At 42.6% G+C, this 26607-nt stretch carries 27 protein-coding genes and 1 other annotated feature; of the genes, 23 read left to right on the top strand and 4 right to left on the bottom strand.

What is annotated here, in order from left to right; translation table 11 throughout:
* Positions 1 to 4 precede the first annotated feature (4 nt).
* The gene (locus NYE25_RS17525; protein WP_341051587.1) at positions 5 to 589 is read left to right on the top strand and encodes a dihydrofolate reductase family protein; all 585 of its coding nucleotides are present in this window, start codon (positions 5 to 7) and stop codon (positions 587 to 589) included.
* 63 nt (positions 590 to 652) lie between these two features.
* Here NYE25_RS17525 and NYE25_RS17520 read toward each other — a convergent pair whose 3' ends face one another.
* Positions 653 to 823, bottom strand: a complete 171-nt coding sequence (locus NYE25_RS17520; protein WP_156113190.1) for a hypothetical protein — start codon at positions 821 to 823, stop codon at positions 653 to 655.
* Between the two features lie 209 nt (positions 824 to 1032).
* Here NYE25_RS17520 and NYE25_RS17515 point away from each other — a divergent pair, with 209 nt between their 5' ends.
* From NYE25_RS17515 to arsC, 10 genes are all read left to right on the top strand, one after another.
* On the top strand, positions 1033 to 1293 hold the full coding sequence (locus tag NYE25_RS17515; protein WP_341146484.1) for a hypothetical protein: 261 nt from the start codon (positions 1033 to 1035) through the stop codon (positions 1291 to 1293).
* On the top strand, positions 1271 to 1927 hold the full coding sequence (locus tag NYE25_RS17510; RefSeq protein WP_341146483.1) for a response regulator transcription factor: 657 nt from the start codon (positions 1271 to 1273) through the stop codon (positions 1925 to 1927). Before NYE25_RS17515 ends, NYE25_RS17510 begins: the two co-directional genes overlap by 23 nt.
* A gap of 62 nt (positions 1928 to 1989) precedes the next feature.
* Positions 1990 to 2517 (top strand): DinB family protein, encoded by a 528-nt coding sequence (locus NYE25_RS17505; protein WP_341146482.1) that lies wholly within the window; start codon positions 1990 to 1992, stop codon positions 2515 to 2517.
* Positions 2518 to 2533: 16 nt separating this feature from the next.
* Positions 2534 to 2677 (top strand): hypothetical protein, encoded by a 144-nt coding sequence (locus NYE25_RS17500; RefSeq protein ID WP_179085821.1) that lies wholly within the window; start codon positions 2534 to 2536, stop codon positions 2675 to 2677.
* Between the two features lie 370 nt (positions 2678 to 3047).
* Positions 3048 to 5009, top strand: coding sequence for an ABC transporter ATP-binding protein/permease (locus NYE25_RS17495; RefSeq protein WP_341146481.1), 1962 nt, complete (start codon positions 3048 to 3050; stop codon positions 5007 to 5009).
* A 27-nt stretch (positions 5010 to 5036) separates the two neighbouring features.
* Entirely contained in the window at positions 5037 to 5705 is a 669-nt protein-coding gene (locus NYE25_RS17490; RefSeq protein WP_042191977.1) for a response regulator transcription factor, read from the top strand.
* Positions 5706 to 7031, top strand: coding sequence for a sensor histidine kinase (locus NYE25_RS17485; RefSeq protein ID WP_341146480.1), 1326 nt, complete (start codon positions 5706 to 5708; stop codon positions 7029 to 7031).
* A gap of 258 nt (positions 7032 to 7289) precedes the next feature.
* The gene (locus tag NYE25_RS17480) at positions 7290 to 7616 is read left to right on the top strand and encodes an ArsR/SmtB family transcription factor (protein WP_341051596.1); all 327 of its coding nucleotides are present in this window, start codon (positions 7290 to 7292) and stop codon (positions 7614 to 7616) included.
* Between the two features lie 89 nt (positions 7617 to 7705).
* Entirely contained in the window at positions 7706 to 8995 is a 1290-nt protein-coding gene (locus NYE25_RS17475; protein ID WP_339243534.1) for an arsenic transporter, read from the top strand.
* A 21-nt stretch (positions 8996 to 9016) separates the two neighbouring features.
* Entirely contained in the window at positions 9017 to 9436 is a 420-nt protein-coding gene (gene arsC, locus NYE25_RS17470) for an arsenate reductase (thioredoxin) (RefSeq protein ID WP_341146479.1), read from the top strand.
* An 89-nt stretch (positions 9437 to 9525) separates the two neighbouring features.
* Here arsC and NYE25_RS17465 read toward each other — a convergent pair whose 3' ends face one another.
* Positions 9526 to 10737, bottom strand: coding sequence for an oxalate decarboxylase family bicupin (locus NYE25_RS17465; RefSeq protein ID WP_341146478.1), 1212 nt, complete (start codon positions 10735 to 10737; stop codon positions 9526 to 9528).
* Positions 10738 to 10906: 169 nt separating this feature from the next.
* On the opposite strand from NYE25_RS17465, the gene NYE25_RS17460 reads away from it, so the two are divergent.
* The 9 genes from NYE25_RS17460 (at position 10907) to NYE25_RS17420 (ending at position 20907) form a co-directional block, all read left to right on the top strand.
* Positions 10907 to 11761, top strand: a complete 855-nt coding sequence (locus tag NYE25_RS17460; protein ID WP_339798715.1) for a copper amine oxidase N-terminal domain-containing protein — start codon at positions 10907 to 10909, stop codon at positions 11759 to 11761.
* Between the two features lie 49 nt (positions 11762 to 11810).
* Positions 11811 to 13367, top strand: coding sequence for a tetratricopeptide repeat protein (locus NYE25_RS17455; RefSeq protein ID WP_341146477.1), 1557 nt, complete (start codon positions 11811 to 11813; stop codon positions 13365 to 13367).
* 68 nt (positions 13368 to 13435) lie between these two features.
* Positions 13436 to 13696: a binding site (T-box leader), on the top strand.
* 74 nt (positions 13697 to 13770) lie between these two features.
* Positions 13771 to 15450, top strand: coding sequence for a glutamine--tRNA ligase/YqeY domain fusion protein (locus NYE25_RS17450; RefSeq protein ID WP_341146476.1), 1680 nt, complete (start codon positions 13771 to 13773; stop codon positions 15448 to 15450).
* A 74-nt stretch (positions 15451 to 15524) separates the two neighbouring features.
* Positions 15525 to 15662 carry a DUF2933 domain-containing protein gene (locus NYE25_RS17445; protein WP_341146475.1) on the top strand — a complete coding sequence of 46 codons (138 nt, stop codon included), beginning with the start codon at positions 15525 to 15527 and terminating at the stop codon, positions 15660 to 15662.
* Between the two features lie 324 nt (positions 15663 to 15986).
* On the top strand, positions 15987 to 17246 hold the full coding sequence (locus NYE25_RS17440; RefSeq protein WP_042194556.1) for an Nramp family divalent metal transporter: 1260 nt from the start codon (positions 15987 to 15989) through the stop codon (positions 17244 to 17246).
* 81 nt (positions 17247 to 17327) lie between these two features.
* Positions 17328 to 17963 (top strand): TrkA C-terminal domain-containing protein, encoded by a 636-nt coding sequence (locus tag NYE25_RS17435; protein WP_283909137.1) that lies wholly within the window; start codon positions 17328 to 17330, stop codon positions 17961 to 17963.
* Between the two features lie 193 nt (positions 17964 to 18156).
* Positions 18157 to 19296, top strand: coding sequence for an ABC transporter ATP-binding protein (locus NYE25_RS17430; protein ID WP_341146474.1), 1140 nt, complete (start codon positions 18157 to 18159; stop codon positions 19294 to 19296).
* Entirely contained in the window at positions 19293 to 19949 is a 657-nt protein-coding gene (locus tag NYE25_RS17425) for an ABC transporter permease (protein ID WP_076285515.1), read from the top strand. The genes NYE25_RS17430 and NYE25_RS17425 overlap by 4 nt, the downstream gene beginning before the upstream one ends.
* A 43-nt stretch (positions 19950 to 19992) precedes the next feature.
* On the top strand, positions 19993 to 20907 hold the full coding sequence (locus NYE25_RS17420; RefSeq protein ID WP_341146473.1) for a glycine betaine ABC transporter substrate-binding protein: 915 nt from the start codon (positions 19993 to 19995) through the stop codon (positions 20905 to 20907).
* A 72-nt stretch (positions 20908 to 20979) separates the two neighbouring features.
* On the opposite strand, the gene NYE25_RS17415 is transcribed toward NYE25_RS17420, so the two are convergent.
* Complete coding sequence (locus tag NYE25_RS17415) at positions 20980 to 22131, bottom strand: N-acetylmuramoyl-L-alanine amidase (RefSeq protein ID WP_341146472.1); 1152 nt, start codon at positions 22129 to 22131, stop codon at positions 20980 to 20982.
* Positions 22132 to 22288: 157 nt separating this feature from the next.
* Between NYE25_RS17415 and NYE25_RS17410 the strand changes: the two genes are divergently transcribed.
* Positions 22289 to 23290, top strand: coding sequence for a TIR domain-containing protein (locus NYE25_RS17410; protein ID WP_341146471.1), 1002 nt, complete (start codon positions 22289 to 22291; stop codon positions 23288 to 23290).
* Between the two features lie 2 nt (positions 23291 to 23292).
* Positions 23293 to 23529, top strand: coding sequence for a hypothetical protein (locus tag NYE25_RS17405; protein ID WP_076285512.1), 237 nt, complete (start codon positions 23293 to 23295; stop codon positions 23527 to 23529).
* 368 nt (positions 23530 to 23897) lie between these two features.
* Here NYE25_RS17405 and NYE25_RS17400 read toward each other — a convergent pair whose 3' ends face one another.
* Positions 23898 to 24983, bottom strand: coding sequence for an LLM class flavin-dependent oxidoreductase (locus NYE25_RS17400; RefSeq protein ID WP_076285511.1), 1086 nt, complete (start codon positions 24981 to 24983; stop codon positions 23898 to 23900).
* A gap of 242 nt (positions 24984 to 25225) precedes the next feature.
* Between NYE25_RS17400 and NYE25_RS17395 the strand changes: the two genes are divergently transcribed.
* A complete protein-coding gene (locus tag NYE25_RS17395; protein WP_341146470.1) occupies positions 25226 to 26563 on the top strand; it encodes a PQQ-binding-like beta-propeller repeat protein in 1338 nt (445 codons plus the stop codon).
* Positions 26564 to 26607: the final 44 nt, after the last annotated feature.

Below are 26607 nucleotides of genomic sequence, written 5' to 3'. Positions count from 1 at the left end.
GAGTGTGCCTGTAGATCATCATGAACAAGATGCAGAAAATTCATCTAGAAAGATTGTGGCAGGTTTATTCATATCGCTGGATGGAGTGGTAGACTCACTTGAAGCCTCACCTAAGAAGTGGGGGAGCAATGAAATGAATGAGACGATTGCTGCCGGTGTTGCACAGGCGGATACGGTACTGCTTGGACCACGTACTTACAAGATGTTAGCCCAGTTCTGGCAGCATCAGAGTGACAATCTACCCATGGCAAGATTCCTGAACCATTCTGACAAATATCTGGTCTCCAGTACGATTACGGAGGACATGCTCGAATGGCAACCTGCAAGCCTGATCAAGGGCAAGCTCTTTGAGGAAATAATGAAGCTAAAGCAACAGCCTGGAAAGAACATTCAGATCCCTGGTAGTCCGAAATTAGTCAGATCCCTATTACAAAATGGATTGTTAGATGAGCTTAGGCTTAATATCTGTCCCGTAGTCGTTGGCTCTGGCATGCGTCTTTTTGACGAGATTACGAATCAAGTCCCACTTCATCTTGTGGACTCAAAAGCTTACAGTAATGGTGTAGTAGGCTTAACGTATCGCATATAATCTTTGAAATGAAACACTCCTTCAGAATATTCTGAGGAGTGTTTTTTTGTTTAACAGTGCGGTTTAGACGTCGGTTTTGGAAACACCGTTTAAGCTGGGAACATAATCGGCAGCTTTATCGATGTTTACCATCTGAGCCGCTTCATTAAAGTTATTGTTATTCTGTGCATTGTTTTTCTTACTTGGTTGATGTTTGCCTGGTTCACCTTTGGGACTGGCGTTATTTTTTGGCATGACATTCACCTCCATATTCTCCCCATAGTATGAGAAGGTAGTTTGAATTTTATGCCAGACGTGGAGGTGATGGGGTGCACGCGTTGTTTATAGATGAAGGAATATCATGCATAAAAGTATATTATTCCCTATTGAAATCATTTAAAATGGTAGAGAATACATGGCTCGAATTACAAATATGTATAATTTTGTTCTTCCGGGAGATTCAAATGAGAGTGAAACCCGTTATTTTTTCATATCAGGGCTACTTTGCAGTTTTTGCTTTCTTATCATTCATTTTGTGGGGATCATCATATCAGCATATGGGCTTGTCTGGCATCAAAGAACGTGTAGCGAGTTTAGAAGGAAAATGTACGTTTAACTCGGAGAAGGGTAAAGGGTTGGAGGTTATTATTTATTTACCGACAACGACTTTTGTGAAGAAGAAAAATAGAGGAGGCGATGACGATGATACGTATCTTGTTGGTTGATGATCATCCTTCAGTTGGAGAAGGAACCAAGAATATGATTGAGCAGGATGCTGATATGGAGGTAACCTTTGTTTTGTCAGCGATGGAAGCTTTCGATATGCTGGAGCAGCAAGGATTTGATGTGATATTATGCGATCTTAATATGCCTACAATTAGCGGACTCGAATTCACCAAAAGAGCCGTTCAGCGTGATCCCAAATCTAAAGTGGTGATTTATACCGGGTATGAAATCAGTGCGCATTATAACCTGTTGATGGAGTCAGGGGTTACAGGATTTATCTCTAAGACAGCTTCCAGAGAACAGCTGTTAAATACCATTCGTTGCGCACTAAGAAATGAGGCTGTCATTCCAGTTTCTTTGCTAAAGCAGCTGCGCAGAAGTGATATCAAGATATCCAATAACCGGGATAATCAGTTCATTCAAGAAGTATCTATTAATCAAAAAGAACAAGAAATACTCCAAGAAGTTGCCAGTGGAAAAAGCAACAAAGACATAGCCAGCAAGCTCTTAATGTCACAAAGGACAGTGGAGTATAATCTGACGAGAATCTTCGAGAAGCTGAGTGTGCATTCGAGATCAGAAGCTATCGTAGAGGGAAAACGGCTGGGACTTGTTAGAACGGAGCAATTTTGAGCTGGACAAATACATAGTCTTGTAAATTTACAAATTCGTAGATATGAAGGAGAGATCTCATAATGATCGACATGGACAAAATATATTTGATTACAGATATCCCCGGTTATTCACCACAAATTAGTCGTCTTTTATCCATGATGAACTACGCCAGACACACAACACTACAAGCCGTTGCAGGTCTAACAGTGGAACAACTAGACTATTTATTGGATTCAGAGAGTAACTCTATTGGATCATTATTATTACATTACGCTGCGGTAGAATATGCGTATCAAGTGGCAACGTTTGAGGGAAGAGATTTGTCTGAGGAAGAATTAACAATATGGGGGCCAGCGTTAAGCTTAGGAGACGAAGGGCGAGCGATGATTAAAGGGAATGATCTTAACTATTATTTAGACCGTTTAAATGAAGTAAGAGAAAGAACGTATGCATTGTTCGCAACCGTTGATGATGACTGGTTATATACAGAAGAGGAATTCTGGCATCACAAACAGGCGAACTACTATTTCATGTGGTTTCATGTATTCGAAGATGAAATTAATCACAGAGGCCAAATTAGATTGATACGAAAAAGAGCGCTAGCTTAAAGAAAGGGGAACATAAATGGAGTTCATAGAGAAGAGTATTAAGCCTTTATTTAACAAGTATCCGTTGCTCTCGAAATTTATCTTAGCAGTGCTAATCTTTGATATCGTCTATTACACAGGTAAAGAAGTTGGGCGAATTGCCTATTATATGACTCACTAAATCTTTATAAAATGTGCCTAACAGAAAAAGGCGAATTCGACTCCATGCTGAGTGAGAATTCGCCTTTTTCTATGACTTGACCTAAAAATAAACGGAGGAGAGTTACGAAGGGGCAATTTGGAACTGTAGGAGCGGTAGCGACCGCCTTTGTCTCCGAATTTCATCCGCTAACAGCGGTACAATTCAGGAAATTTGGAGACAACAGCGGCCGGAAGTCCAAAAGTTCCCCGTAGTTACCACTTCCTCCTTAAATGTATTGTCTCAAGATGTGGAGGTATTCCAGTTCATTATCAGTTCACATAAATTTGTTAGGATAGGCAACATCAAAGGAAGAGATAAAGATCGTGACCCAGGAGAGGAAGAGATCGGAATGAACATATTAGAGGTTAAGAATGTTAAAAAATCGTATACTTTATATGGTAAGGAAAAGGTTCCAGTACTCCATGATGTGAATTTAAGCTTTGAGACAGGTGAATTTGTCTCTATCCTCGGTGAATCCGGTTGCGGCAAGTCCACACTAATGAATATTATTGGTGGAATGGACTCTGATTATGAGGGCGATGTCCTTGTTCGCGGGAAGAACCTAAGCAAGATGACCGAAAAGGAAATGGATGACTATCGTAAGAATAACATCGGCTTCGTATTTCAAAACTTTAATCTGATTCCACACTTATCAGTCTTGGAAAATGTTACGGTTGCGATGCAGATGACGAATACAAGCGAGAAAGAACGTAATAAGCGTGCTATAGAAATTTTGACTGAGGTAGGATTAAAGGATCATCTGAAAAAACGTCCAAATCAACTGTCCGGTGGACAGAAGCAACGGGTATCCATTGCACGCGCATTGTCAAACAATCCAGATATTATACTGGCAGATGAACCTACGGGTGCGCTGGATAAGGATACAGGTGATCAAATCTTAGTTTTGTTGGACAGCATAGCGAAAAGAGGAATCTTGGTCATTACCGTGACCCACTCGCAGAAAGTAGCTGATTACGGTAGCCGTATCGTTAAGCTTGAAGAGGGATTGGTGAAAGACGATATTCATTTGAAGGAACGTTCCATAGCTACCTACGATGGGGGAGATGGTTCGGCCCGAAATCTCAGCTTAATGGCTTCTTTCAAAATGGCCCTTCAAAATATGAAGCTTAACGCCAAACGTAATGTATTGGTAGCATTGGGGGGGGCGATAGGTATTTTAAGTGTACTCTTGATGCTTTCCTTAGGAAATGGGATCACGAGCTATATTAATAATGAAATAAATTCAAGTATGGACCCTTTACTGGTGGATATTACTAAGCCAAATCCAGAAGCCAAGGACATGAAGGGCCCAGAAGCGATGATGTTACCCGGCGTTACGTTTACAAAGGCCGATGTTGAAACGATTCGTAACCTTCCAAATGTAGATCATGTAGAGACCATAACAACCATTACAGGCAAATCTACCACGGTTTTTGGGGAACAAACGAGTAGTCTTACACAATTAACCACCTTAAACGATACGTTTGATAAAGCGACGATTAAAGCAGGGGCTTTACCGAAAGAAAATGAAGTATTATTACCAACGAAAATAGCGAGTCAATTAAGTGGAAATGACCAACCGAATGCTATGGTAGGGAAGTCTATTCATCTGTATATTAATGAAATGGATGCTCAACATAAACCGATAACGTTGGAAAAAGAAATCACGGTCTCTGGTGTTTATGAAGCCACTGATCCAAGAGCGCAAATGTCACCAACAGGATATATTCCAACACAGACACTGGAGCAAATGTATACTGATAAAGGGATTACCATTGGCCCGATTCAGGTTAATGCTTTTGCAACGGATATGAAATATGTAAATGATATTAATAAAGCGGCTGTTGATGCGGGCTTCTCGGGCTCCCAAACGGCAAAAATCATGGAGCGTATCACGACTTATGTGGATATGGCTACGATCGTTCTATCTGGTATTGCAGGGATTTCGCTCATCGTATCAGGGATTATGATATTGGTTGTACTTTACATTAGTGTAGTGGAACGGACGAAAGAAATTGGGATCCTTCGTGCGATTGGAGCAAGAAAGAAAGATATCAAGCGAATATTCTTTTCCGAATCCGCATTATTGGGTATATTTAGTGGTGTCTTCGCAATAATCTTTGCAGCTATCATTAGCTTTGGTTTAAATATACTTCTGGAAAATGCTTTTGGCGTAAAGCTTATTAACTTATCTGGATCTTATATCGTATTCGGATTAGTTGTAAGTACAGGGATTAGTATTGTCGCTGGTTTGATGCCTTCATCGAAGGCTGCCAAGCTCGATCCAATGGAATCTCTGCGATACGAATAAATACAATGTTGGAAAGGAAATTGATGTATGAGCACAATTCTAGTGGTTGATGATGATTCCCATATCCGCAAATTAATACGATTATATCTTGAAAAAGATCAGTTTTCCGTAGTGGAAGCGGAAGATGGTCAAATAGCATTAGACATTCTAGCTCATACAAAAATTGATTTAGCGATTGTGGATGTGATGATGCCTCATATTGATGGTATAGAACTGACAGAAGATATTCGATCTTATATTGATATGCCGATCCTAATGGTTACAGCCAAAGGAGAGTCTAAGGATAAAGTCAGAGGATTTAATGCGGGGTCAGACGATTATTTAGTAAAGCCGTTTGATCCCATTGAATTGGTACTGCGTGTGAAATCTTTATTAAAGAGATATCATGTAACCCCTTCGAATGTTATTCAATTAGGGGGAGTAACGATTGATCTAGGGAATTTAACAGTCGCTAATGCCGATCAAATGGTTGAATTGAAAAAGAAGGAATGTGAACTGTTATTTGCTTTGGCGGGTTCGCCAAGGCAAATATTCACCCGCACTCAGCTAATAGAGAATATATGGGGAATGGATTATGAAGGCGATGAGCGGACGGTTGATGTGCATATCAAACGCTTGAGAGAACGTCTTGAACCCATCCCTCAGTTCATCATTTCTACAGTAAGAGGACTTGGTTATCGTCTGGAGCTAGCCTAGATGGTGAGAAAAAGCCTGCGTCTTCGAATCGTCGTTACGTTCATTGGTATTGTTTTAGTCAGTTTAATTATTTCCTTTTTTCTTTTTATGCAGTTTTCAGAAAAAAATAATACCCCAAACCATATGTTTATTAATATTGCTAAAGATATAGCAAAGGTGACAAATCTGATAGATGATCCGGAAAAAGTAAACGCATTTGCAGATCTGCTTAATCGATTTGGTATAGATATAGCGGTTGTTAATGAGCCAAGTGAGTCTATTTTTTCTTTAGACAAGGAGAAAGTTGCTATCTTATTCAATTCCAACACAACCGATGCGGTCTTTCTATCGGGTAGGGGTGGACTTGCTATCGTAGGGGTTCCTAAGATAGATGATGGAAAAGGTGCTTTCATTATTAAGATTGATTTTTCATCGATTGTAAGAGGCTTGAGAATTACGCTTCTGTTTACACTTTTAGCTGTACTAGTCATCGGAAGCTTGCTTATCTTGTTCATGTCCAGGTATATTGTGAAGCCTATTAAGAAGCTAACTGTTGCAGCAAAGGAAATGGCGTCAGGCAATTTATCTGTCCGATTGACTTATCGTAATAAAGATGAATTTGGTGAACTGATGGAGAGCTTTAATCGTATGGCAAGTGAGCTGCAGAAAATGGACTCAGTTCGTGATGATTTTGTCAGCAATGTTTCTCATGAAATGCAGTCACCGCTTACATCGATTAGAGGATTTACAAGAGCGCTGCAAGACGGTGTCATTCCATTAGAAGAGCAAAAAGAGCATCTGGATATTATCTATGAGGAAACCTTACGCCTATCTAGGCTTAGTGATAATCTGCTCCGATTAGCCTCACTCGATTCGGAACACCATCCGGTTAATCCCACCACATTCCAATTAGACGAACAATTAAGAAGAACGATCGTATTAGCGGAACCACAGTGGGCACGGAAAGATATTATGATTGAATTGGATTTATTGCCTTGCGAGATCACGGTGGATAAAGATTTATTTGATCAGGTCTGGCAGAACTTAATAAATAATGCTATAAAATATACGGGGCAAGACGGTACCATTCATGTTGAAATTGAGATGAACGCGCAATTTGTGAAGGTTTATATTAAAGACTCTGGAAAAGGCATTCCTGAGGAAGCACTTCCGCTTATCTTTGATCGATTCTATATGGTGGAGAAGGCGCGTAGCAGCGCTCTTAAAGGGAATGGACTTGGACTTTCCATTGTGATGAAGATTCTGAAAATACATGATTGTAATATTGATGTGGAGAGTAAAGTTGGAGAAGGAACCCAGTTTGTTGTAACGATTCCTAGAACCTAAACCATATATTAAATAAGTTCATAGAAATAGATAAGGCTGATAGTTCTCGCGAGAGAGCTGACGGTCTTTTTTCATAAATATGATCTGACAGATTTACACGTAATATTAAGTCATATGAATAGTTAACGGACTGAATCAAAATATAAACTCTGAGAACAATTAAAAGAAGCGAGTACATAAAAGTCTTGCATCTAAATGTCTAGTTCATTACAATATAAGTATTCGCTTATATAAGTGTTGGAAGGAGGAGAAGTAGGGATGCAGTCACTGACGGATATTGCAGATGATTTGAAGCTCTTAGGAGATAAGACGCGACTGGCCATGCTTTCACTTTTGAAAGAAAGGGAATGGTGCGTGTGTGAATTCCTTGATATTTTTGATATATCCCAGCCGGCGATCAGTCAGCATCTACGGAAATTGAAGAATCGAGGGATCGTGAAAGAAAGCAAACGAGGGCAGTGGGTGCATTATTCATTAAATGTCGAGGATAAACCGCATCTTAGGGCTGTTCTTCAACAAATGCCCAGCTCAGCCGCGATATTGGCTAGTTTGAATAAAGAAGTTAAAGCACCGTGCTGCGACTAAAATATAGTTGTAGTTTTTTAGACTGTATATAACTATATAGTTATATGGTGATATAGGATTTATTCGTAGATTATAGGAGTGTTGAGAAAGTGGTCATTCTAGCCATACTTATTTTTATGGTAACTTTAATTTTTGTAATCTGGCAGCCTCGAAATTTATCGATTGGATGGTCAGCCTGCGGCGGAGCGATCATTGCTTTACTAGCTGGGGTAGTTAGCTTTAATGATGTCCTGGATGTAACACAGATGGTGTGGAATGCTACTTTGGCGTTTGTTGCAATTATCTTAATTTCCTTAATTTTAGACAGTATTGGATTTTTTGAATGGGCAGCGTTACATATGGCGCGAGCAGCACGGGGGAACGGAACACGAATGTTTGTCTATGTCATCGTTCTTGGTGCGTTGGTTTCTGCCTTTTTTGCAAATGATGGAGCGGCGCTAATACTTACCCCTATTGTACTTGCTATGGTAAGAGCGCTGAATTTTGATGAGAAAAAAGTATTTCCATTCATTATTGCTAGCGGCTTTATTGCGGACACCACCTCATTGCCGCTTGTGGTTAGCAATCTTGTGAATATCGTATCGGCTGACTTTTTTGGAATTACCTTTATGGAGTATGCGGGGAAAATGATTGTACCTACGCTATTCTCATTGATAGCGAGTATCGTGGTGCTTTATTTCTTTTTTCGCAAAAGTATTCCGAAGCGATTTAATGATTCCGAACTAAAAGATCCGCAAGAGGCTATTAAAGATAAGAAGATGTTCCGATTATCATGGATTGTACTGGCTATTCTTTTAATAGGGTATTTCGTTAGTGGATTCTTGAAGATACCGGTATCAGTGGTTGTGGGAATCATTGCAATTTTGTTCATGCTCCTCGCGAGAAGAAGTCCTTCCGTCAAGGTGAAAGAAGTGCTTACAGGAGCACCTTGGGCGATTGTGTTCTTCTCCATTGGAATGTATGTCGTGGTATATGGACTTCGGAATGCGGGTCTAACTGATCTACTCGCTAAGGCGATAGGAATGATTGCTGATCAGGGTCTATTCGCTGCAACTATGGGTATGGGGTTCATTGCTGCATTGATCTCATCATTGATGAATAATCTGCCTACTGTAATGATTGACGCACTCGCAATTGATGCAACGCATACAACCGGAGTTATTAAAGAGGCATTAATATATGCGAATGTTATAGGTTCAGACTTAGGCCCTAAAATCACCCCGATTGGCTCACTAGCAACGCTGTTGTGGCTCCATGTGCTTTCGGCCAAAGGTGTGAAGATATCCTGGGGAACGTATTTTAAGACAGGCATTATATTAACTATCCCAACGTTGTTTATTACACTTTTAGGTCTTTATCTGTGGTTGTTGATTACTTAATTTGAAAAGGGGAAGATCAGGATGAACAAGAAAACGATTTATTTTTTATGTACAGGAAACTCTTGCCGGAGTCAGATGGCTGAGGGCTGGGCGAAGCAATATTTAGGGGGAGAATGGAACGTGTACAGCGCTGGAATTGAAGCCCATGGTCTAAATCCAAAAGCTGTACAAGTTATGAGCGAAGTAGGCATAGATATCACTGGACAGACCTCGGATATGATTGATTCTAATCTGCTGAATAATGCTGATTTAGTCATTACGTTATGTGGGGACGCTGCGGATAAATGTCCAATGACGCCTCCGAAGGTCAAACGGGAACACTGGGGCTTCGATGATCCGGCAAAAGCGCAAGGGACCGATGAAGAGAAGTGGGCAGTGTTCCAGCGTGTGCGTGACCAGATTGAGGAAAGAATCAAACGATTTGCGGAGACCGGCGAATAGTTACCAGGTGAAGCATCCTATTCTTTTAAAAATATAAGAAAGTATAAGTTTCACACTACACCTTATCCTTATATTTCTAGCAAAAACGCTTACCGTCCTTTAGGGACGTCGGAGGCGTTTTTGCTTGTCTTAGGATATTTCACAACGGGCCATTTCACTTTCCTTAAGGCGTTCATTACCTCTGGTCCAACGTTCAGGTTACTTTGAACCAATTCATGGGGAGTGAGAGCCATCCATTGATTCAGAGAAACGTCGGCAAAACGATCGCTTTTGAACATTTCAAGGAACCATAAGGAGTCGTCGCCTGTATTCTGAATATAATGTCCAAACGCAAAAGGAACATATCCTACATCGCCCGCTCTGTAGTTGAAGGTACGTGCTACACCATTTCCAGCGAATACGGTCATGCGTCCTTTTCCGGTAAGATAATACTGCCATTCATCGTTATTTGGATGCCAGTGCAGCTCTCTCATCCCTCCGGGTTCAATTTCTACCAATGCGGCAGCTACGGTTTTGGAGATGGGAAAGTTACTGGAATCGACTATTCTGACGCTCCCGCCGGGAGTTTTCAGCGGAGGTTGAGCCAATAAGGAATGTTTAAAGGTTTGTGGGATCTCTCCGTATGGAGATTCTACCTTTTGACTTTGCAATGAACCCGGAACCTGATCCTGATAAATATAGACCTGTTCGGTGGGAATAGAGTCAAATGCAGCGGCAGGCACCCCAAAGTTAGCCGAAAGAACTTCTTTAGGAGTATGGGCAAACCAATCGGAAATGGACAAGGTGTTTAGATCAGAGAAACTTCCATCGTCGAATACAAGCAGAAACTCACAGCCTTCTTCAAGACCTTGTATAGAGTGGGGAATACCTGGCGGAAAATACCATAGATCACCTGGCCCCACATCTGCTATGAAGTTTCGACCATTTTGATCTACGGCAGTAATTCGAGCTCGACCTAGCAGCATATAAGACCATTCCGCTTGCTGATGCCAGTGGAGTTCACGAACTCCACCGGGGGTTAGGCTCATGTTGACGCCAGCTAGTGTAGTGGCGATGGGGAGGTCTCTGACCGTCACCTCTCTCGACCAGCCACCATGATTAAGCTGCATATGTGCATCGGAGAAAGAGAATTTTAAATTGGGGACGAGACCGGCATCGGTCACGGGAGGGACAAACATGTCGGGATTCTCCAAATCCCGCATTATATCACGTGGTCCTTTATCTAATCCCCCTGCGCCATCGCTTCGAATGGGCTGAGGGATATTTGTCTTTCTTGGCGAATCCTGTCCATCTGCAGTCATCCATCGCACTCCTTTCATGATTCTAAATAACTCAATGAAAATATATGCGGAATCCTGTCTTATATGATGAATAACAAAAGTGGAACAAGTTGACATGAGCAAGGGGATCATTGATTATTACTAATAGAGGCTTTGTTTTAGACGGAGTAGAGAGGGAGAGGGGTTTGAGATGAATCACATTAAGGAGTCCTTACAACGATTAGGGAGAATAAGAGCTTATGTCATAGGTCTGTTGGTAATTATGTTCGCCGCGGGTTCCGCGGTTACACCTACATCGGTGTCGGCGGCTGTTCAGTTAGGGACTCAGGTAATGCCACTGTCATATGGGGGGTATTACGTCCTTTTTCCAGGTAAACTCGCTCCTTATTTTAAATCAGGTAAATTAATGGTGCCGATTCGGGCTTTCTCGAGTGCGATTGGTGCAGATTTGCTCTATGACGCATTAACGAACAGCGTTACGGTTTCACTACTGGATCGCTCTGTAGGGAAGATTAAAGCAGGGCAGCTAGAGGCAGAATTTAATGGGGAGACAGAAGATTCGTTAGGGATCGCCCCAGAGATCAAGGACGGAATCCTGTTTGTTCCAGCATCCCCTATTCTAGAGGGGTTAAAGACATTTCGCTGGGAAACTCAGTTCAATAACGTGAATAAATTGACCCTTGGCATTGGCGCTAGAAAAGGGGAGGAATGGGCAAAGCCTGAGGCGGATCGAGCGCTTGCCCCTTACCCAGTGGAAACAACAGCACATCCATATCCGTTATATCCGTTTAAGCTAACACAGACTCAATCTGGGAAAGAATACAGACTAACCTTAGGCGTGCAAAATACCTCTGGTTTTGTTATCCCTAAAGGGAATGCGGAACTGGAGCTGGTGAGTGTGGACAGTAAAGGGAACTCTTACTACCAAACTTTAAAAGGACCTGACTCTTTAACCTCCAAGGCGGCATTATTATCATTTTCCGTTTCCATTCCTACAGAGGCTGAATACGTCATTTTCAGATCACGTACATTGAGAGCGGAATAAGTATCATAGGTGTTCTAACAAGATATACAGAGAGCAGGTTAAGAAATAGATGACAGGTAACGAAGGGCAGCACTATCGATTCAGTGAAGCACCCATTTGGGAGTTGCAGCGGGCTTATTATGAAGAACAGGGATTAAAGGCTTGGAATAATGATCAGGTTCCGCAGTATATTACGAGTAATCCTATGATTGCGACAGCATATGCGGAAATGATCTTCGGATTCCTGCAAGATCGGGCTGGACAAGGACATCTCTCTGAGACAGTCACTATACTGGAATTGGGAGCGGGAGCGGGTCGGTTAGCGTTCCATATCCTTAAGAAGCTATGCGAAATCATAGATTATGCGGGGACTCCACTTCCTCCTTTTCGTTATGTGATGAGTGATTTACCCGTTAAAAATATAACCAGCTGGCAGAAGCACCCAAGCTTACTTCCATTCGTAGAGCAGGGTATACTGGATTTCGCACGATTTGATGCTGTACAGGATACTGAACTGTATTTAGTACAGGCTAAGCTCAGCATCAAACCTGGTGATTTACAGCAGCCGCTGCTGCTTGTGGCGAATTATTTTTTTGACAGTATCCCGCAGGAATTAATTTATGTGGATGAAGGTAAAATATTTGAATGTGAGGTGTCGATTCAGTATTCAGAGTCTGCAGGATCGGACAACCCCTCTGATGTACTCGGTACAATCATCCCACAGTATCATTATGTTCGAGCGGCTAATTACGAAGTAGAAACCTACCCCTATCACGATGTTATAAAGCTCTATCAGCAGAAGCTGGAGGATTCCCATATTCTGTTTCCTGTTGTGGGGCTTACTTGTTTGGAGCGGCTAGCTAAGTTGTCTATAGAAGGGTTCGTACTCCTTACAGCGGATAAGGGAGATCACCGAATAGAGAATTGGGAATTTGCGGAACCCCCTTTGCTGATTCATCACGGTAGCTTCTCCTTAACGGCGAATTATCATGCAATTCAGTATATGTTGGAGCAAAAAGGAGCACACTCCTTATTTACCACTCATCATTACAAAAACTTGAATATCGGATGCATTCTTATGCTGGACGCGCCGATGAGCTATACGAACACTCGGTTAGGTTACAAGCGGTTTATAGAGCGTTTTGGCCCGGATGATTTCTTCAGTATGAAGGAATGGATGGATCAGCAATTAGATACAATGGGTCTCCAGCAGATTTTGGCTTTTTGGCGCTTAGGTGGGTATGATGCAGAATGGTTTATCCATAGTGCAGAAAAGATTTCGGAGCTGCTGCCGGATGCCAGTGATGAAGAAATGCTGGATCTTCAGCAGGGAATACGATTAATGTGGACAGGTTACTATCCGATGGAACAGAGCTATGACCTATCACTGGATGCTGGGTTACTGCTGTATGAAATGGATAAGTTCGAGGAGGCGTTAGCCTACTTAGAACGGTCTATGCATGCCAATTCGGAAGAACCATTAGCCTCGGTGCTTTATAGTATGGCGATTTGTAATTATGAGCTTGGAGCTGAAGGGGCTGCACTGGATTACGCGCGTAGAGCTTTGGCTGTAGAGCCTGATAATGAAGTAGTGTTGGAACTGATAACGGCTCTGAGCGAGGATTAAATTGTAAGAAGACAGAAGTACAGCACCATTTACACAGGACCATCAATTTGGTATCCTATACAAAATAATTAAACGCGATGACGAGAAGAGTAAATAAAATCATTCCTTCACAGAGAGCCCTGAATGATGAGAACAGGGTAAGGGAGATTTTATCGAAACAAGCCTCTGAGCGGCATATCGGAACCGATCGACGGGGATGGTATGACGGGAGCTCCTGTTATAGAGCTAGAGTATAAGCGCTGCGAAAGCTGCATTGCCGTACTTGATGAGATTAATATGGCGACATATTAATGAACCTGGGGTGGTACCGCGAGAATTTCGTCCCCAAGACCATAAGTCTTGGAGGTGAGGTTCTTTTTATTTTACAGAGGCGGATATCACTTATAAACAGGAGGTAATACCAATGAACAAGGAACCGGAAGTATTAGCAGAGAGTTACATCGACAGATTGATTCAAGAAGAGCTGGAAGCTGGGACTTACAGTAGAGATATTTGCACGAGATTCCCACCGGAGCCTAATGGGTATTTGCATATTGGCAGTGCGTATGCTATTCACACGAACTATACGACGGCGAAAAAGTATGGCGGGAAGTTCCATTTGCGGTTCGATGACACCAATCCTTTAAAAGAGGATCTGGAGTATGTAAATGCTATTTGCGAAGATATGCTATGGATGGGCTACCCGCCAGACCATACTTTCTACGGATCAGACTATTCGGAAAAAATATATAATAGCGCGGTAAAGTTAATTCAAAAAGGAAAAGCCTACGTCTGCGATTTATCACCTGAAGAGGTGTCAGCTTATAGAGGAACGCTTACGGAGCCGGGAAAGAACAGCCCTTATCGGGAGCGTTCTGTGGAAGAGAATTTGAAGTTATTCACGGAGATGAGGAATGGAGCCTATCCGACGGGAGCCAGAGTATTACGGGCTAAAATAGATATGAGCTCACCTAATATCAACTTACGTGATCCAGTGATTTACAGAATCATTCATGCGGAGCATTATAGAACCGGCAAGGATTGGTGCATCTATCCGATGTATGATTTTGCCCATCCTATACAAGATGCGATCGAAGGGATTACGCATTCCCTATGTTCTATTGAGTTTAAGGATCATCGACCACTGTATGAGTGGGTACTGAATGAACTGGATACCCCTGAGGCTCCAAAGCAAAGGGAGTTCGGACGCGTAAATATCACCGGCGTCGTTACTAGTAAACGGTATATTAGACAACTGGTTACAGGACATTATGTGGATGGCTGGGATGATCCAAGACTTCCAACGCTTCGCGGATTGCGGAGAAGAGGTTTTACGCCGGAGAGTATTCGGAATTTTGTGAAGGAAATTGGTTTTGTTAGAAATAGCACCATTGTAGATATTGCCATGTTAGAACATTCGCTTAGACAAGATTTGAAGGCGAAGGCAACTAGCATGATGGCTGTTCTAAAGCCTCTAAAGGTGGTTATTACTAACTACCCTGAGAATCAAAGCGAATGGCTGAAGATTGAGAATAACAGTGAGGATAAGACGCTCGGGGAAAGGGAAGTTCCTTTTTCACGGACGCTTTATATTGAACAAGAGGATTTCATGGAGGAGCCACCCAAAGGTTATCACAGGCTGACTATAGGGAATGAGGTTAGGTTAAAGGGCGCCTACTTCATTAAATGCAATGAGGTGCTCAAGGACGAAGCAACTGGAGAAGTTATAGAGCTTCGCTGCACCTATGATCCGAGAACGAAGAGTGGAAGTGGATTTAATGAACGGAAGGTTAAAGCGACTATCCACTGGGTATCGGCAGAGCACGCGATCAAGGCGGAAGTTCATCTATATGAGCGGTTGCTAAAAGATAACGACGGTCCTAAAGAAGAGGATGAGCGCTGGGACGCGTATCTTAATCCAGATTCCCTAACCATTCTGAAGGATTGTTTGTTGGAGCCTTCCATGGCGAGTGTACTTCCAGAAGATAAATTTCAATTCATCCGGCATGGATTCTTCTGTGTGGATAAGAAATATACCACAGCAGATAAGCTGGTACTGAACCGAATTGTGCCGCTGAAGGATACATGGAAGAAAAATTCGTAATTCACAGCACATCCTTTCTCCACAACTTTTCTTTATGATATAGAGGTCATAATGAAATTGTAGGAGGTAATGTTATGAATTGGTCTTGGTTAATCACATTGATCTGTCCTTTGATGATGTTATTTATGATGTTCGGACTGGGTGGGAAACATGGACACGGGCATGGGTCGAGAAAGCAAGCATCGCCTGATTATCAGGAGCTTCAGAATTAAATGAGCTGAAAATGCAGAATGAACAAATGAGAAGAGATATTCAAAGTCTCACACCATAAGCTTTCGGAGTAATTGGCTTAAACCGGGCGAAGATCGGGTAATTCCTGATGTCGTCCGGTTTTTTTGTTCTTGGTCGTAGGTGGACAAGCATATGAAAATTTCTTATGAAACATATTTACATTTTTCAGAAATGAGCATATACTTTAAATATAAGTTGCACAGAGGAAACTTTCGTGTATATAGACAACTTTTTTTTGGGCAAGAGGAGGAATTGACATGTTGGAACAAACTTTAATAGAAAAACCACATATAGAACAACCGCATATGAGACAACATAAAAACTCCATTTCGGCGCAAGCCGTACTTAATGGGGAGACCAAAGGAATTAAAAGATTACTTCCTTTCTTAGGTCCAGCGTTTATCGCTGCGGTTGCTTATCTGGATCCAGGTAATTTTGCCACCAACATTACGGCAGGTTCAAAATACGGCTATCTTTTATTATGGGTGATTGTAGCCTCGAATTTAATGGCCGTTCTTATTCAGGCGTTATCTGCCAAGCTTGGTATTGCTACAGGAAAGAATCTGCCGGAGATCGCTCATGATCGTTTTCCGAAGAGTGTATCGATCTTCTTATGGATTCAAAGTGAATTGGTGATTATAGCTACGGATCTGGCGGAGTTTATCGGGGCAGCATTGGGGCTTTATCTATTATTTGATATTCCCATGCTGCCGGCAGCACTCATTACTGCGGTCGGTTCATTTGCTATCCTAGAGCTTCAGCGCCGGGGTTACCGTTCCCTTGAGGCCGGAATTGCTGCAATGATTCTTATAGTTGTATTAGCCTTTGCTTTTCAAGTTATTGTAGCTAAACCGGATATGGGTGCTGTTGCTGTAGGCATGTTTACACCTAAGTTTGAAGGGGTGGACAGCATCCTTTTGGCCGCAGGAATTCTAGGCGCAACCGTGATGCCACATGCCATTTATCTACATTCATCACTTACACAGAACCGAATTGTCGGAGTAAATGAAGCGGAAAAGAAACAGATTTTTAAACTGGAATTCATAGATATTATTATTGCGATGATTATTGCAGGTGCAGTGAATCTGGCAATGGTTATTGTCTCGGCCGCATTATTTTTCAAAAATGGTATCGTGGTTGAGGATTTGGATGTTGCGTTTCAGCAATTTAGTCACTTAGCTGGACCCGTAACGGCGATCTCGTTTGGTTTAGGACTACTCATCGCTGGACTATCGAGCTCTTCTGTAGGAACTATGGCTGGTGATGTAGTGATGCAAGGCTTCATCAACAAAAGAATTAACCTGTACTTACGCCGTGCGATTACGATAATTCCACCTTTGGCTATCATTGGCTTTGGTGTAAATCCAACGAAGGCGCTCGTTATCAGTCAGGTGATCTTATCCTTTGGGATTGCCTTTGCTCTGGTACCACTGGTTATGTTTACAAGCAATCGTCAGATTATGGGCGGGTTAGTGAATCGTAAGATGACAGCTGCTCTCGGCTGGCTTATCTCTGGTCTGGTTGTATCGTTAAATTTATTTTTGGTATATCAAATATTTGGATAAGGCAGGACATCTTTATTTGGTGAGTGAAAAAAGGTATACTTGAGCATGTTTATAATTCACGCCAGAGTAAGGAGATCGACAATGTCCATGCAAGAAATATCCGGTTATAAGTCTATAGCCCTTGATATTGCACAAAGAATTGTAAGCGGGGAATTTCCCGTACAGAGTAAGCTATCCGGGCGTTCTCTATTGGCAGGGCAATATCATGTTTCTCCAGAAACGATTCGTAAGGCTATGGGATTATTGAAGGATGAGAATATAGTGTTTGTTTCGCAGGGGAAAGAGATTATTGTCATCTCTGATCAAAAGGCGTATGAGTATATTACCAGGAATAATTATCTGAAATCAGCTTATTCGTTGAAACAGGATCTACAGCAATTATTGCTTGAAAAGAAGAAGCTCGACGGTAAATTTGAGAAGCTACTAACTGGAATTATCGAGGCATCAGACCGGATGAAGAATTTAAAACCGTACCACCCGGAAGAAATTACAATCCATGAAGAATCACATGTGGTTGGTAAAACCATTGGAGCATTACAATTTTGGCAGAATACAGGGGCTACGATTATAGCGCTTCGCCGAGGTGCTGATATAACCATCTCTCCAGGTCCGCATGTCATACTCAGAGAACATGATGTACTTGTAGCAGTTGGTGATGAGAAAATGTACCAAAGAACGGAACAATTTATCAATAAAAATTCAGAAAATCATTTATAATAATAGCTTAAAAAAGGCTATCCAGCGGGGGTTATCACTGGATAGCCTTTTTTTATAATTAACATATTACAATTATTAACAAACAACCTATTGAATGCATATAGGTTGTCAGTTTGGGGATTGTTTGTTATAGTTTAACTTACAGAGTAATTGGAGAGATGATCTGACGATAGATATTAGAAGGAGGAACCTCATGCTGAAATTTGAAAAAGTAGGTAAGAAATACCCGAATGGTTATGAAGCAGTTAAGAATATTAGCTTTGAAATTGAAGCTGGAGAAATACTAGTATTGATCGGTCCGAGCGGTTGCGGAAAGACAACAACGATGAAAATGATAAATCGTCTTGTTCCGCATACTTCAGGCCATATTTATATCCACGGCAAAGATATCACCAAGGAGAACCCCGTAACCCTCCGCAAGAACATCGGTTATGTTATTCAACAAGCTGGTCTATTCCCGCACTACACCATAGAAGATAATGTAGGCTTGATTCCCGACCTAAAGGGCTGGGAAGTGAAGAAGAAAAAAGAACGGGTGCTCGAAATGCTCCGCCTAGTCGGACTTGATCCGGTAATATTTGCCAAACGTTATCCGAAACAATTATCAGGTGGGCAGCAGCAGCGTGTAGGTGTAGCTCGTGCATTGGCAGCTGATCCCGAGATCATATTGATGGATGAACCGTTTGGCGCTTTGGACCCCATTACCCGTGAACAGCTGCAAGATGAGCTGCTACGCATGCAACAAGAAGTGAAGAAGACAATTGTATTTGTAACACATGATATGGATGAAGCACTGAAGCTTGGAGATAAAATCGCTATTCTTAAAGATGGTGAAATCGTTCAACTAGATACACCGTATGAGCTGCTCAGCCGGCCTGCTAATGATTTCGTAGAGTCATTTATCGGCAAAAACCGTATTTACCAAAACCCTGAGTATATCCCCGTAACAGAAGTCATGCGTGACAATCCATCCACATCTCTTCCAAGCCGCACGCTGGGTAAAGCTCTTACCTTTATGCGTCAACGCAAAATGGATACACTACTGGTTGGAAACGAGAAAGGTAAGCTGCTTGGCATAGTCTCCGCTTATGATGTTACCGCTAAAATGGAACAAAGCCTTACTATCGAAGAAATTATGACACTACCTGGGGTGGTGCTGCAGGATACAGCAACAGCAAGAGACGCATTATCATTGATTACGGAAGCTCCTTACGGCATTATTCCGATTGTAACCGCTGAGGGGAACATTGCCGGGATTGTTACAAGAGGTAGTCTTCTGACGGCGTTTGCAGCACAATGGGGAGGCACGAAAGAGGAGGAAGTGTCTGTATGAGAGATCAATCGTTATGGCAACAACTTATATATCAATTAGATATACGTAGGGAAGATTTGATTCATTCTATGGGAGTGCATATGCAACTTGTGCTCTTGTCCATGTTATTTGCAATTATTGTTGGCATTGCGCTTGGAATCATGATTACACGGGTTAAACCTCTGAAAGGGATTACGCTTGGTGCGGCTGGGATTTTTCAGACAATACCTAGTCTGGCGATGCTCGGATTTATGATTCCTTTATTTGGCATAGGGATGAAGACGGCAGTTGTAGCTTTGTTTCTGTATTCACTGCTGCCAATTATCCGCAACACCTACACGGGAATTACTGATGTGGATCCGTCTATAGTGGAAGCGGCCCGGGGAATGGGTATGAAGAGCTGGCAAATTCTATTCAGGGTTCAACTCCCTTTAGCTTTAAGTGTAATTATGGCGGGGATCCGTACTGCTGCAGTTATTAATGTCGGGACAGCAACACTGGCAGCCTTTATCGGTGCTGGCGGATTGGGTGAATTTATTTTCCTAGGTATTCAACGGAACATCGAAGCACTAACCTTACTTGGCGCTATTCCGGCTGCGATTCTTGCACTCGTGCTGGATTATCTGCTTGGTTTGCTTGAACGGTTAACGACTCCAAAGGGATTGAAAGTATAACTAAAACTCTGGTCTCGAAAGAATATAAAAGGGGAGATTATATATGAAAATTCCAAAATTGATGACAGGCGTTTTAACTACAGTATTAATGGGGGCGCTACTTGCCGGGTGTGGTGGCGGGAATAATAACGCTGCTGCGGGTAACAGTGGAGAAATCACAATTGGCTCTAAAAACTTCACGGAGAATGTTTTACTCGCTCATATGATGGCAGATTTGATAGAAGATAAAACAGATATTAAAGTGAAGCGCCAGATGAACTTGGGAGGCTCTAATGTAGCTTGGAGTGCACTTGAGAATAATAACATCCAGCTATATCCGGATTACACCGGTACCATTGTAGCTAATTACTATCAGGAGAAGACAGGAAACTCCGAGGAATCGTTGGCCAAAACCAGAGAACTGCTTGAAAAAGATGGACTGGCCTTTCTGGATCCATTCGGCATAAATAATACCTATACTTTAGCTGTTAGTCGCAAAACGGCTGAGAAGTACAATCTAAAGACTTTCAGCGATTTGGCGAAAGTATCTGGAGAAATGGTTCTTGGCGTAGAGTTCGAGTTCTTGGATCGTGAGGACGGGTACCCAGGTATCCAGAAACTTTACGGTATGGATTTCAAGCAGAGCAAAGGAATGGACCATGGTATCATGTACCGTTCGATCGACGATGGGGAAACAGATGTAACCAATGCATATGCGACGGATGCGCAAATTAAAGTACATGATCTGGTGATTCTGCAGGATGATAAAGAATTCTTCCCACCTTATGATGCAGGACCGATTATTCGTCAGGAAACGCTAGATAAATACCCTGAATTGGAAGGCATCTTAAATCAATTGAACGGACAGATCAGTGACGAAGAAATGCAGCAATTGAACGCAGAGGTTGATGTGGATGCGCTCAAGGAAGAGGATGTAGCTCGTAATTTTCTGATTAAGAAGGGATTAATAGAAGGCTAAATATGAAATACAAACTAAAGCAGGCTAGGGAATTTCCTAGCCTGCTTCTTTGCTGATTATTTATAGGTCTGTCTAGTTTTTGAAATAGTCTGCCAATCCTTCCGCGATAGCCTTGGCTGCTTTTTTCTGATAGGAGGATTTGCGGACAATTGACTCATCTGTAGGGTTGGTAAGAAATCCGAGTTCAACTAAGGTAGCTGGAATTCGATTCTCCCTTAGGATGTGATAATCGCCAAAGGACAACCCGTTGCTCTTAAGACCGATACCTTGTCCCAGCCGGGTTTCAATCGCTCGTGCCAGCTTCAGATCATCGGATTCGGAGTAAAAGAAGGTCAGTGTCCCGGACACTTTTTTCGGAGAAGAATTATAATGAATGCTTACAAATGCATCTGCACGCAGAGCCTCACTCATCTGAACACGCCGAGCGAGTGTAGGCTTCTGGTCTTCCCGGGTACGTGTCATTTCTACCCGTGCACCTTTAGCTACAAGGGCATCGCGAACATAAATTGCAGTTTGCAGATTCAAATCCTTTTCCATGGTGTTATATGTAGTGCCGAGCATTCCCGGATCACTGCCGCCATGACCGGGATCTACGACAATTAATTTTCCTCGTAAATTTCCTGTGCGCGAAATGTTGCTTGTAGTGCTTGTGCTTCTTGGCGTGGTTCCAGATCGGATATATTGCGCTGCGACCCAACCGATGTCACCGCTAGCTGTTCGAATTCGTGCCCAATCGTTCTGACGAAGGAGGAGGGTAGCTGTATCCTTAGCTTTTAAAGAACCGAGTACCTTATATTGTGTGCCTGGACCGCTTCGAACGCGTAGTGAATCTGCCGTAACTGTAACCTTTGTGGTACTACTCAAGGCGCTGGTTGAGGTGGAAGAAGTAGTGCTGGGTTTGGAAGCTACCGATGATCCAGAAGCGCCAGATTGCTTGGAGCTATTGTTCACCTTTTTAAGGTAATAGCCGGCTACCCAGCCAGAGGTGTTCCCCGTCTTAACCTTCAACCACCCGTGTTGTTCATCGGTCACAGTTACCTTTGCTCCGTTCTTAATAGATCCTACAACAGTTGCATTCTTTGCCGGCTCACTGCGTACATTTAAAGAGTTCGCGTATACCTGAGCGGTATAACTAACTGCTGCCGTTTTAGCTTCAGCAGGCTGTGACGCTGTTATACCCACAAGGCTTGCTGCAAGCAATGTGACACCTATCATTTTTTTCATAGTATCCTCGCTTTTTCAAAGTAGTCGTAATTTTTTACCCACTTTACGAGGTTTAGAATAATATTTTTTGAGATATTTATGAGAACTTGGCCTCTTTTCCGGTGGTCTAAAGACTTGTATAATTATTACATATCGGGAAGGATGAAGGAGCACTGCCGTGACTAAACCAAAGCTATTCATTGGATCTTCCAGGGAATCCATACGTTATGCAAGAGCGATTCATGAGCAGCTGAAGAGGGATGCTGAAGTACATCCTTGGTATGCCAATGCCTTTCGAGCGAATGAATACACGATGGAGGCTCTGGAGAGAAATTTGGATGAGAGCGATTTTGCCGTATTTGTGTTCTCGCCAGATGATGTCGCCAAAATACGCGGTAAATTTTATTATGTGACTCGTGATAATACGGGGTTTGAAATGGGATTGTTTTGGGCCAGATTACGGCGTAATCGCGTTTTTTGCTTAGTGCCGGATCAGGTGACTGCCCGCGACGATTTAATCCCTGGACAGAATGTTGAAGAATATCATCTGTTGTCCGATTTGTCGGGAATTACGGCTTTAGAGTATGAGATGCACCATGATAATCCTACGGCTGCTGTGGATGTGAGCTGTGGTAAGATTATTGATAGTGTCCAGGGGTTTGGAAAATTCCGTGACCCGGTGAAAGATTTAGAGCAGCTAAAGATGGAATTAAGGCGCAAAGAAAGTATCCTTCATTTTTTTTGGCAATATAATAGTAATGTGACCATCTCTGAGGATGGAGAGAAGTATCACGCACTCAGTGAGGCGATTCGCAATTCTTTCTTACCTCCGAAGCATTGTCGTGTGATCGGTGCTGCGATCTGGCAGGCTCAAGAGAAGGAACAGCTTGTTCAGGTGGGAGGGAATGTCGGACGTGGGCACTCCTATTCCTTGACTGTTACGAAAGGGAATGAGAAGCAGCCTAGTGTGGTAGATGCATTTTTATCGAGCAAATGGACTTTTTTTCAACGCACGGAAGTTGCGGAGGTATATATCCTATGCTATCCTCTAGGTAAGAAGTATGTTCTTTCCGTACACTTTTCAGGGAGTGATGGATTATCTGCGGATGATCTTAAGGCGGTAGTTGCGAATAATCAGGATTTATTCCGTACCATCAATCATTTAGTAGGGGAGGATTAAGCATGAAGCGAATAAAGGGTATTAACAACTTATCGGGTGCTGTTCTCCGCTCTGCAAGTGGTGGAAGCAGGAGTGCAGAAGATAATAAGAATACCACAAGCAAAACAGGGTCGAGCCATTCCGCTCAGCAACCAGCTTCAGCTCAAATTTATACTGCGCCTTCTTTAGATGGTGGAGACGATGAATATAAGAAGCTTATTAGCGGGAAGGTAGACAACAATAAACCATCCTTTGCGTGATGAGCATAAGTGCTGTCTCAAAAGTAGTGATCTACTTATGGGCAGCTTCTTTTTTTTGAGAGTAATTAGGGAAAAGCTCCCTGAAAATAGCTGATAATTACTCTAAATGAGTGAAATCAGGGAATTCCTCCCTAAAAATCGGGGAAATATCTATATTTACCGCCGAATCAGGTTAATTATAGGGAGGTATTCCCTAATTGTTAGTCTATTGAGTAGAAATCTCCGATTTTCAGGGAGATATTCCCTAATTCTTGAGCAGAGCTTCCGGTTCACTTCTTACAGCAAGGCACAATGTTGCAACAGCACAAAAAGCACTTCTCCACGAGCGGGAGAAGTGCTTTTTTATTAACTGGTACAGCCCCTCAGTTCTATCGGCTATTCTTCTTGGCAATCTCGCGTCGTACGACAGGGGCGACCTCAGTTGCCAATAGTTCAATAGCTTTGGCTACCTTGGCGTAAGGAAGGCCGCCGATGTCGAGCTGAGTCATAAAGCGGCTATGGCCGAACAGCTCATGCTGATAGAGGATTTTTTCAATAATTTGCTGCGGGCTACCTACAGCCATCGTGTTATCAGCAGATACATATTGCCCAAAGTCGTCACGAGACACGCTGTAATCTTGACCAGGTTTTGGGCTGATGGAATTACGATAACTATAGTAGTATGGGTAATATTCATCGAGCGCTTGCTGTGAAGTTTCGGCAATGTAGCCGTGGCTAGTAATCGCAATCTTTAAAGATTCAGGGGCATGACCCGCCTGAATTCCAGCGCGTCGATAAGTTGCAGCAAGCTCTTGGAAAGGTTCTGGACTACCGCTAAGAATGGCGATGGCCATTCCAGTTCCGAGTACGCCAGCTTTTTCCGCGCTTTCAGGAGAACCACCTACACCAATCCATACAGGAAGGCTTTGCTGAAGAGGGCGTGGTGCAATCTCAGAATCCTTCAAGGATGAGCGGAAGGAACCCTCCCAGTTCATAATTTCATGCTTATTAAGCTCGAGAAGCAGATTAATATTCTCGGCGAATAGTCGATGATAGTCTTCAAGTTCGTACCCAAAGAGCGGAAAAGATTCCACAAAAGCACCACGTCCAGCAATAATCTCTGCACGGCCATCTGATAGTAAATCAAGTGTGGCGAAATCCTCGAATACGCGCACGGGATCAATGGTGCTTAATACAGTAGTGGCGCTCGTCAACTTGATTCTGCGGGTAACCTGGGAGATGGCTGCCAGCACGACTGGAACCGAAGAAATCGCAAAATCAAGACGATGATGCTCACCTACACCGAATACATCAAGCCCCGCCTCATCCGCCAGCTTGGCCGCAGCTACAACTTCGTCGAGTCGTTGTTTCGGGCTGATCTTATTCCCGGTATGACAATCAGCTACAATGTCTCCTAAGGTGTAGATACCGAATTCAAAATCGGATGCTGGTGCTGTGGTTACCTCGTTACTCATGATTACAAACCCCTTGTTATTCATATATTTGATAAAGCTTGTTCGTTTATAGAAGAATGTGATTATTATAACACAATAACTTACAAATTGTAAGTTTATGAGTAAATGTTTTGATTTCTGCTCTTTGGAATGTCAAAATGAGGAAGAATAATCCATGTTCTTACATCCTGCTCGTCATTAGTATTATATTTTATTTTGAGAATCTATCCAATTGAAGCATTTATATGAGGAGGCGTGTGGTGGTGAGAGGAACATTATTGAAGTCGTATCTTCGTACTGTGATTATTGGTTTAGGGTTATTGCTTATGGTAAACCCGGTACAAGCTGCTGCGGTTGATTCGCACACTTCCTTTATAGGTTCGAATTTAGATGATTATTATGTAAATTTGTCTGCTGCGAAGGTTGAGTGGTCCACTACGATGGATTTGCCAACGCTAGGAGATATACCGACGGACTACATTATGGGCAAGGGCGTTGTTGCAGTCGGTGCGGGTAAAGCTTTTATCCTACAAAAGGGTCAGCTTTTAGCCATTAACGCTCAGACGGGAAAAGTAATGTGGAAATATGGCTCCAAATTAAAGACACCGTTACTTTACCAAGATGGTGTGGCCTATGTGACTTCAGAAGCAGGCACAATCTATGCAGTCAACGCGGCTACTGGAAAAAATAAATGGAGTTCATCGGCAAACAGTAAAGGCATCAGCCAATTAGTTATTGATAAAGATCAGCTTTTTGCTGCCAATGGTGATATTCAAGCCTACAATCTGAAGGATGGGAAACTGCAGTGGCGTGATAATTTCGGTGAAAAGCTGTATGAACCGTTCATGGTTGAGGGAAACCTGATATTAGCTCAAAACTCAGAATCCGGAACGTATACGTATGACATTCTACATGCCTTTGATCGAACAACGGGTAAAGAGCTTTGGAATAACAGAGATCATTATTTTCCGATTACTGAGATTAATGGAACGCTTATAACACAACGGAAGGCTACCTTATTCGACGCTCTTCCTCTTACTACACTCGACAGTTTGGATGTTAAGACAGGTAAAGTAGTGAAGACGGTAGTTTATAACCCTGCTAATATTGACCCGAATGATCCCGAAGCACCAAAGGGGGGCATTGCTTGGAGTGACGGTGACAGAATTTTCATAACAGGACAAAAAGGTGTCTACAGCTATCCAGTCAATGTTGATCCTGCTACCGTAACACGCGATAATTATTCTTACGAATCCATCGGAGCTAAGTTATCCTACGCCGCTGGTCCTTATGATGGAAGAATTCTTTTTAGTAACGAACAGAGCATTTATGGTGTTAAAATGGCGAATAAATCAGCGGTTCAGTACAGTGGAATCAGCAATCCGATTGCCCGCTTCGATCTGCTTGGACATGGCATGTATGTAGCCCAGACTGACGGCAAATTAATCGCGATAGATTTGATTTCCGCAAAACCGGTTGTGCAGCTCAAAACATCAGGTAGAGTGTTCGGCCCAACCTTGCTGGAAAGCGGTATGATTATTGTGCAGAGCAAAGGTATTTTGACCGCTTTTAAGGAGCCTCAGGTTTTGAAAATGAAATAATCGACTCCATAACGGCTCTCCGATAAATACTCGACAGAGTCGTT

It is taken from the genome of Paenibacillus sp. FSL E2-8871 (genome assembly GCF_038000345.1).
Lineage (GTDB): Bacteria > Bacillota > Bacilli > Paenibacillales > Paenibacillaceae > Paenibacillus_AQ.
Note: the sequence above shows the minus strand (reverse complement) of the source record. Positions and strands in the feature narration are given on the sequence as shown.

What these genes read in the sequence shown, in the direction of transcription:
- NYE25_RS17505 (WP_341146482.1), top strand. Translation starts at nt 1,990, where the DNA reads ATGATCGACATGGACAAAATATATTTGATTACAGATATCCCCGGTTAT.
- NYE25_RS17510 (WP_341146483.1), top strand. Translation starts at nt 1,271, where the DNA reads ATGATACGTATCTTGTTGGTTGATGATCATCCTTCAGTTGGAGAAGGA.
- NYE25_RS17495 (WP_341146481.1), top strand. Translation starts at nt 3,048, where the DNA reads ATGAACATATTAGAGGTTAAGAATGTTAAAAAATCGTATACTTTATAT.
- NYE25_RS17500 (WP_179085821.1), top strand. Translation starts at nt 2,534, where the DNA reads ATGGAGTTCATAGAGAAGAGTATTAAGCCTTTATTTAACAAGTATCCG.
- NYE25_RS17445 (WP_341146475.1), top strand. Translation starts at nt 15,525, where the DNA reads ATGAATTGGTCTTGGTTAATCACATTGATCTGTCCTTTGATGATGTTA.
- NYE25_RS17520 (WP_156113190.1), bottom strand. Translation starts at nt 823, where the DNA reads ATGCCAAAAAATAACGCCAGTCCCAAAGGTGAACCAGGCAAACATCAA.
- NYE25_RS17490 (WP_042191977.1), top strand. Translation starts at nt 5,037, where the DNA reads ATGAGCACAATTCTAGTGGTTGATGATGATTCCCATATCCGCAAATTA.
- NYE25_RS17430 (WP_341146474.1), top strand. Translation starts at nt 18,157, where the DNA reads ATGCTGAAATTTGAAAAAGTAGGTAAGAAATACCCGAATGGTTATGAA.
- NYE25_RS17455 (WP_341146477.1), top strand. Translation starts at nt 11,811, where the DNA reads ATGACAGGTAACGAAGGGCAGCACTATCGATTCAGTGAAGCACCCATT.
- NYE25_RS17435 (WP_283909137.1), top strand. Translation starts at nt 17,328, where the DNA reads ATGTCCATGCAAGAAATATCCGGTTATAAGTCTATAGCCCTTGATATT.
- NYE25_RS17405 (WP_076285512.1), top strand. Translation starts at nt 23,293, where the DNA reads ATGAAGCGAATAAAGGGTATTAACAACTTATCGGGTGCTGTTCTCCGC.
- NYE25_RS17440 (WP_042194556.1), top strand. Translation starts at nt 15,987, where the DNA reads ATGAGACAACATAAAAACTCCATTTCGGCGCAAGCCGTACTTAATGGG.
- NYE25_RS17415 (WP_341146472.1), bottom strand. Translation starts at nt 22,131, where the DNA reads ATGAAAAAAATGATAGGTGTCACATTGCTTGCAGCAAGCCTTGTGGGT.
- NYE25_RS17460 (WP_339798715.1), top strand. Translation starts at nt 10,907, where the DNA reads ATGAATCACATTAAGGAGTCCTTACAACGATTAGGGAGAATAAGAGCT.
- NYE25_RS17420 (WP_341146473.1), top strand. Translation starts at nt 19,993, where the DNA reads ATGAAAATTCCAAAATTGATGACAGGCGTTTTAACTACAGTATTAATG.
- NYE25_RS17485 (WP_341146480.1), top strand. Translation starts at nt 5,706, where the DNA reads ATGGTGAGAAAAAGCCTGCGTCTTCGAATCGTCGTTACGTTCATTGGT.
- NYE25_RS17425 (WP_076285515.1), top strand. Translation starts at nt 19,293, where the DNA reads ATGAGAGATCAATCGTTATGGCAACAACTTATATATCAATTAGATATA.
- NYE25_RS17465 (WP_341146478.1), bottom strand. Translation starts at nt 10,737, where the DNA reads ATGACTGCAGATGGACAGGATTCGCCAAGAAAGACAAATATCCCTCAG.
- NYE25_RS17480 (WP_341051596.1), top strand. Translation starts at nt 7,290, where the DNA reads ATGCAGTCACTGACGGATATTGCAGATGATTTGAAGCTCTTAGGAGAT.
- arsC (WP_341146479.1), top strand. Translation starts at nt 9,017, where the DNA reads ATGAACAAGAAAACGATTTATTTTTTATGTACAGGAAACTCTTGCCGG.
- NYE25_RS17400 (WP_076285511.1), bottom strand. Translation starts at nt 24,983, where the DNA reads ATGAGTAACGAGGTAACCACAGCACCAGCATCCGATTTTGAATTCGGT.
- NYE25_RS17450 (WP_341146476.1), top strand. Translation starts at nt 13,771, where the DNA reads ATGAACAAGGAACCGGAAGTATTAGCAGAGAGTTACATCGACAGATTG.
- NYE25_RS17515 (WP_341146484.1), top strand. Translation starts at nt 1,033, where the DNA reads ATGAGAGTGAAACCCGTTATTTTTTCATATCAGGGCTACTTTGCAGTT.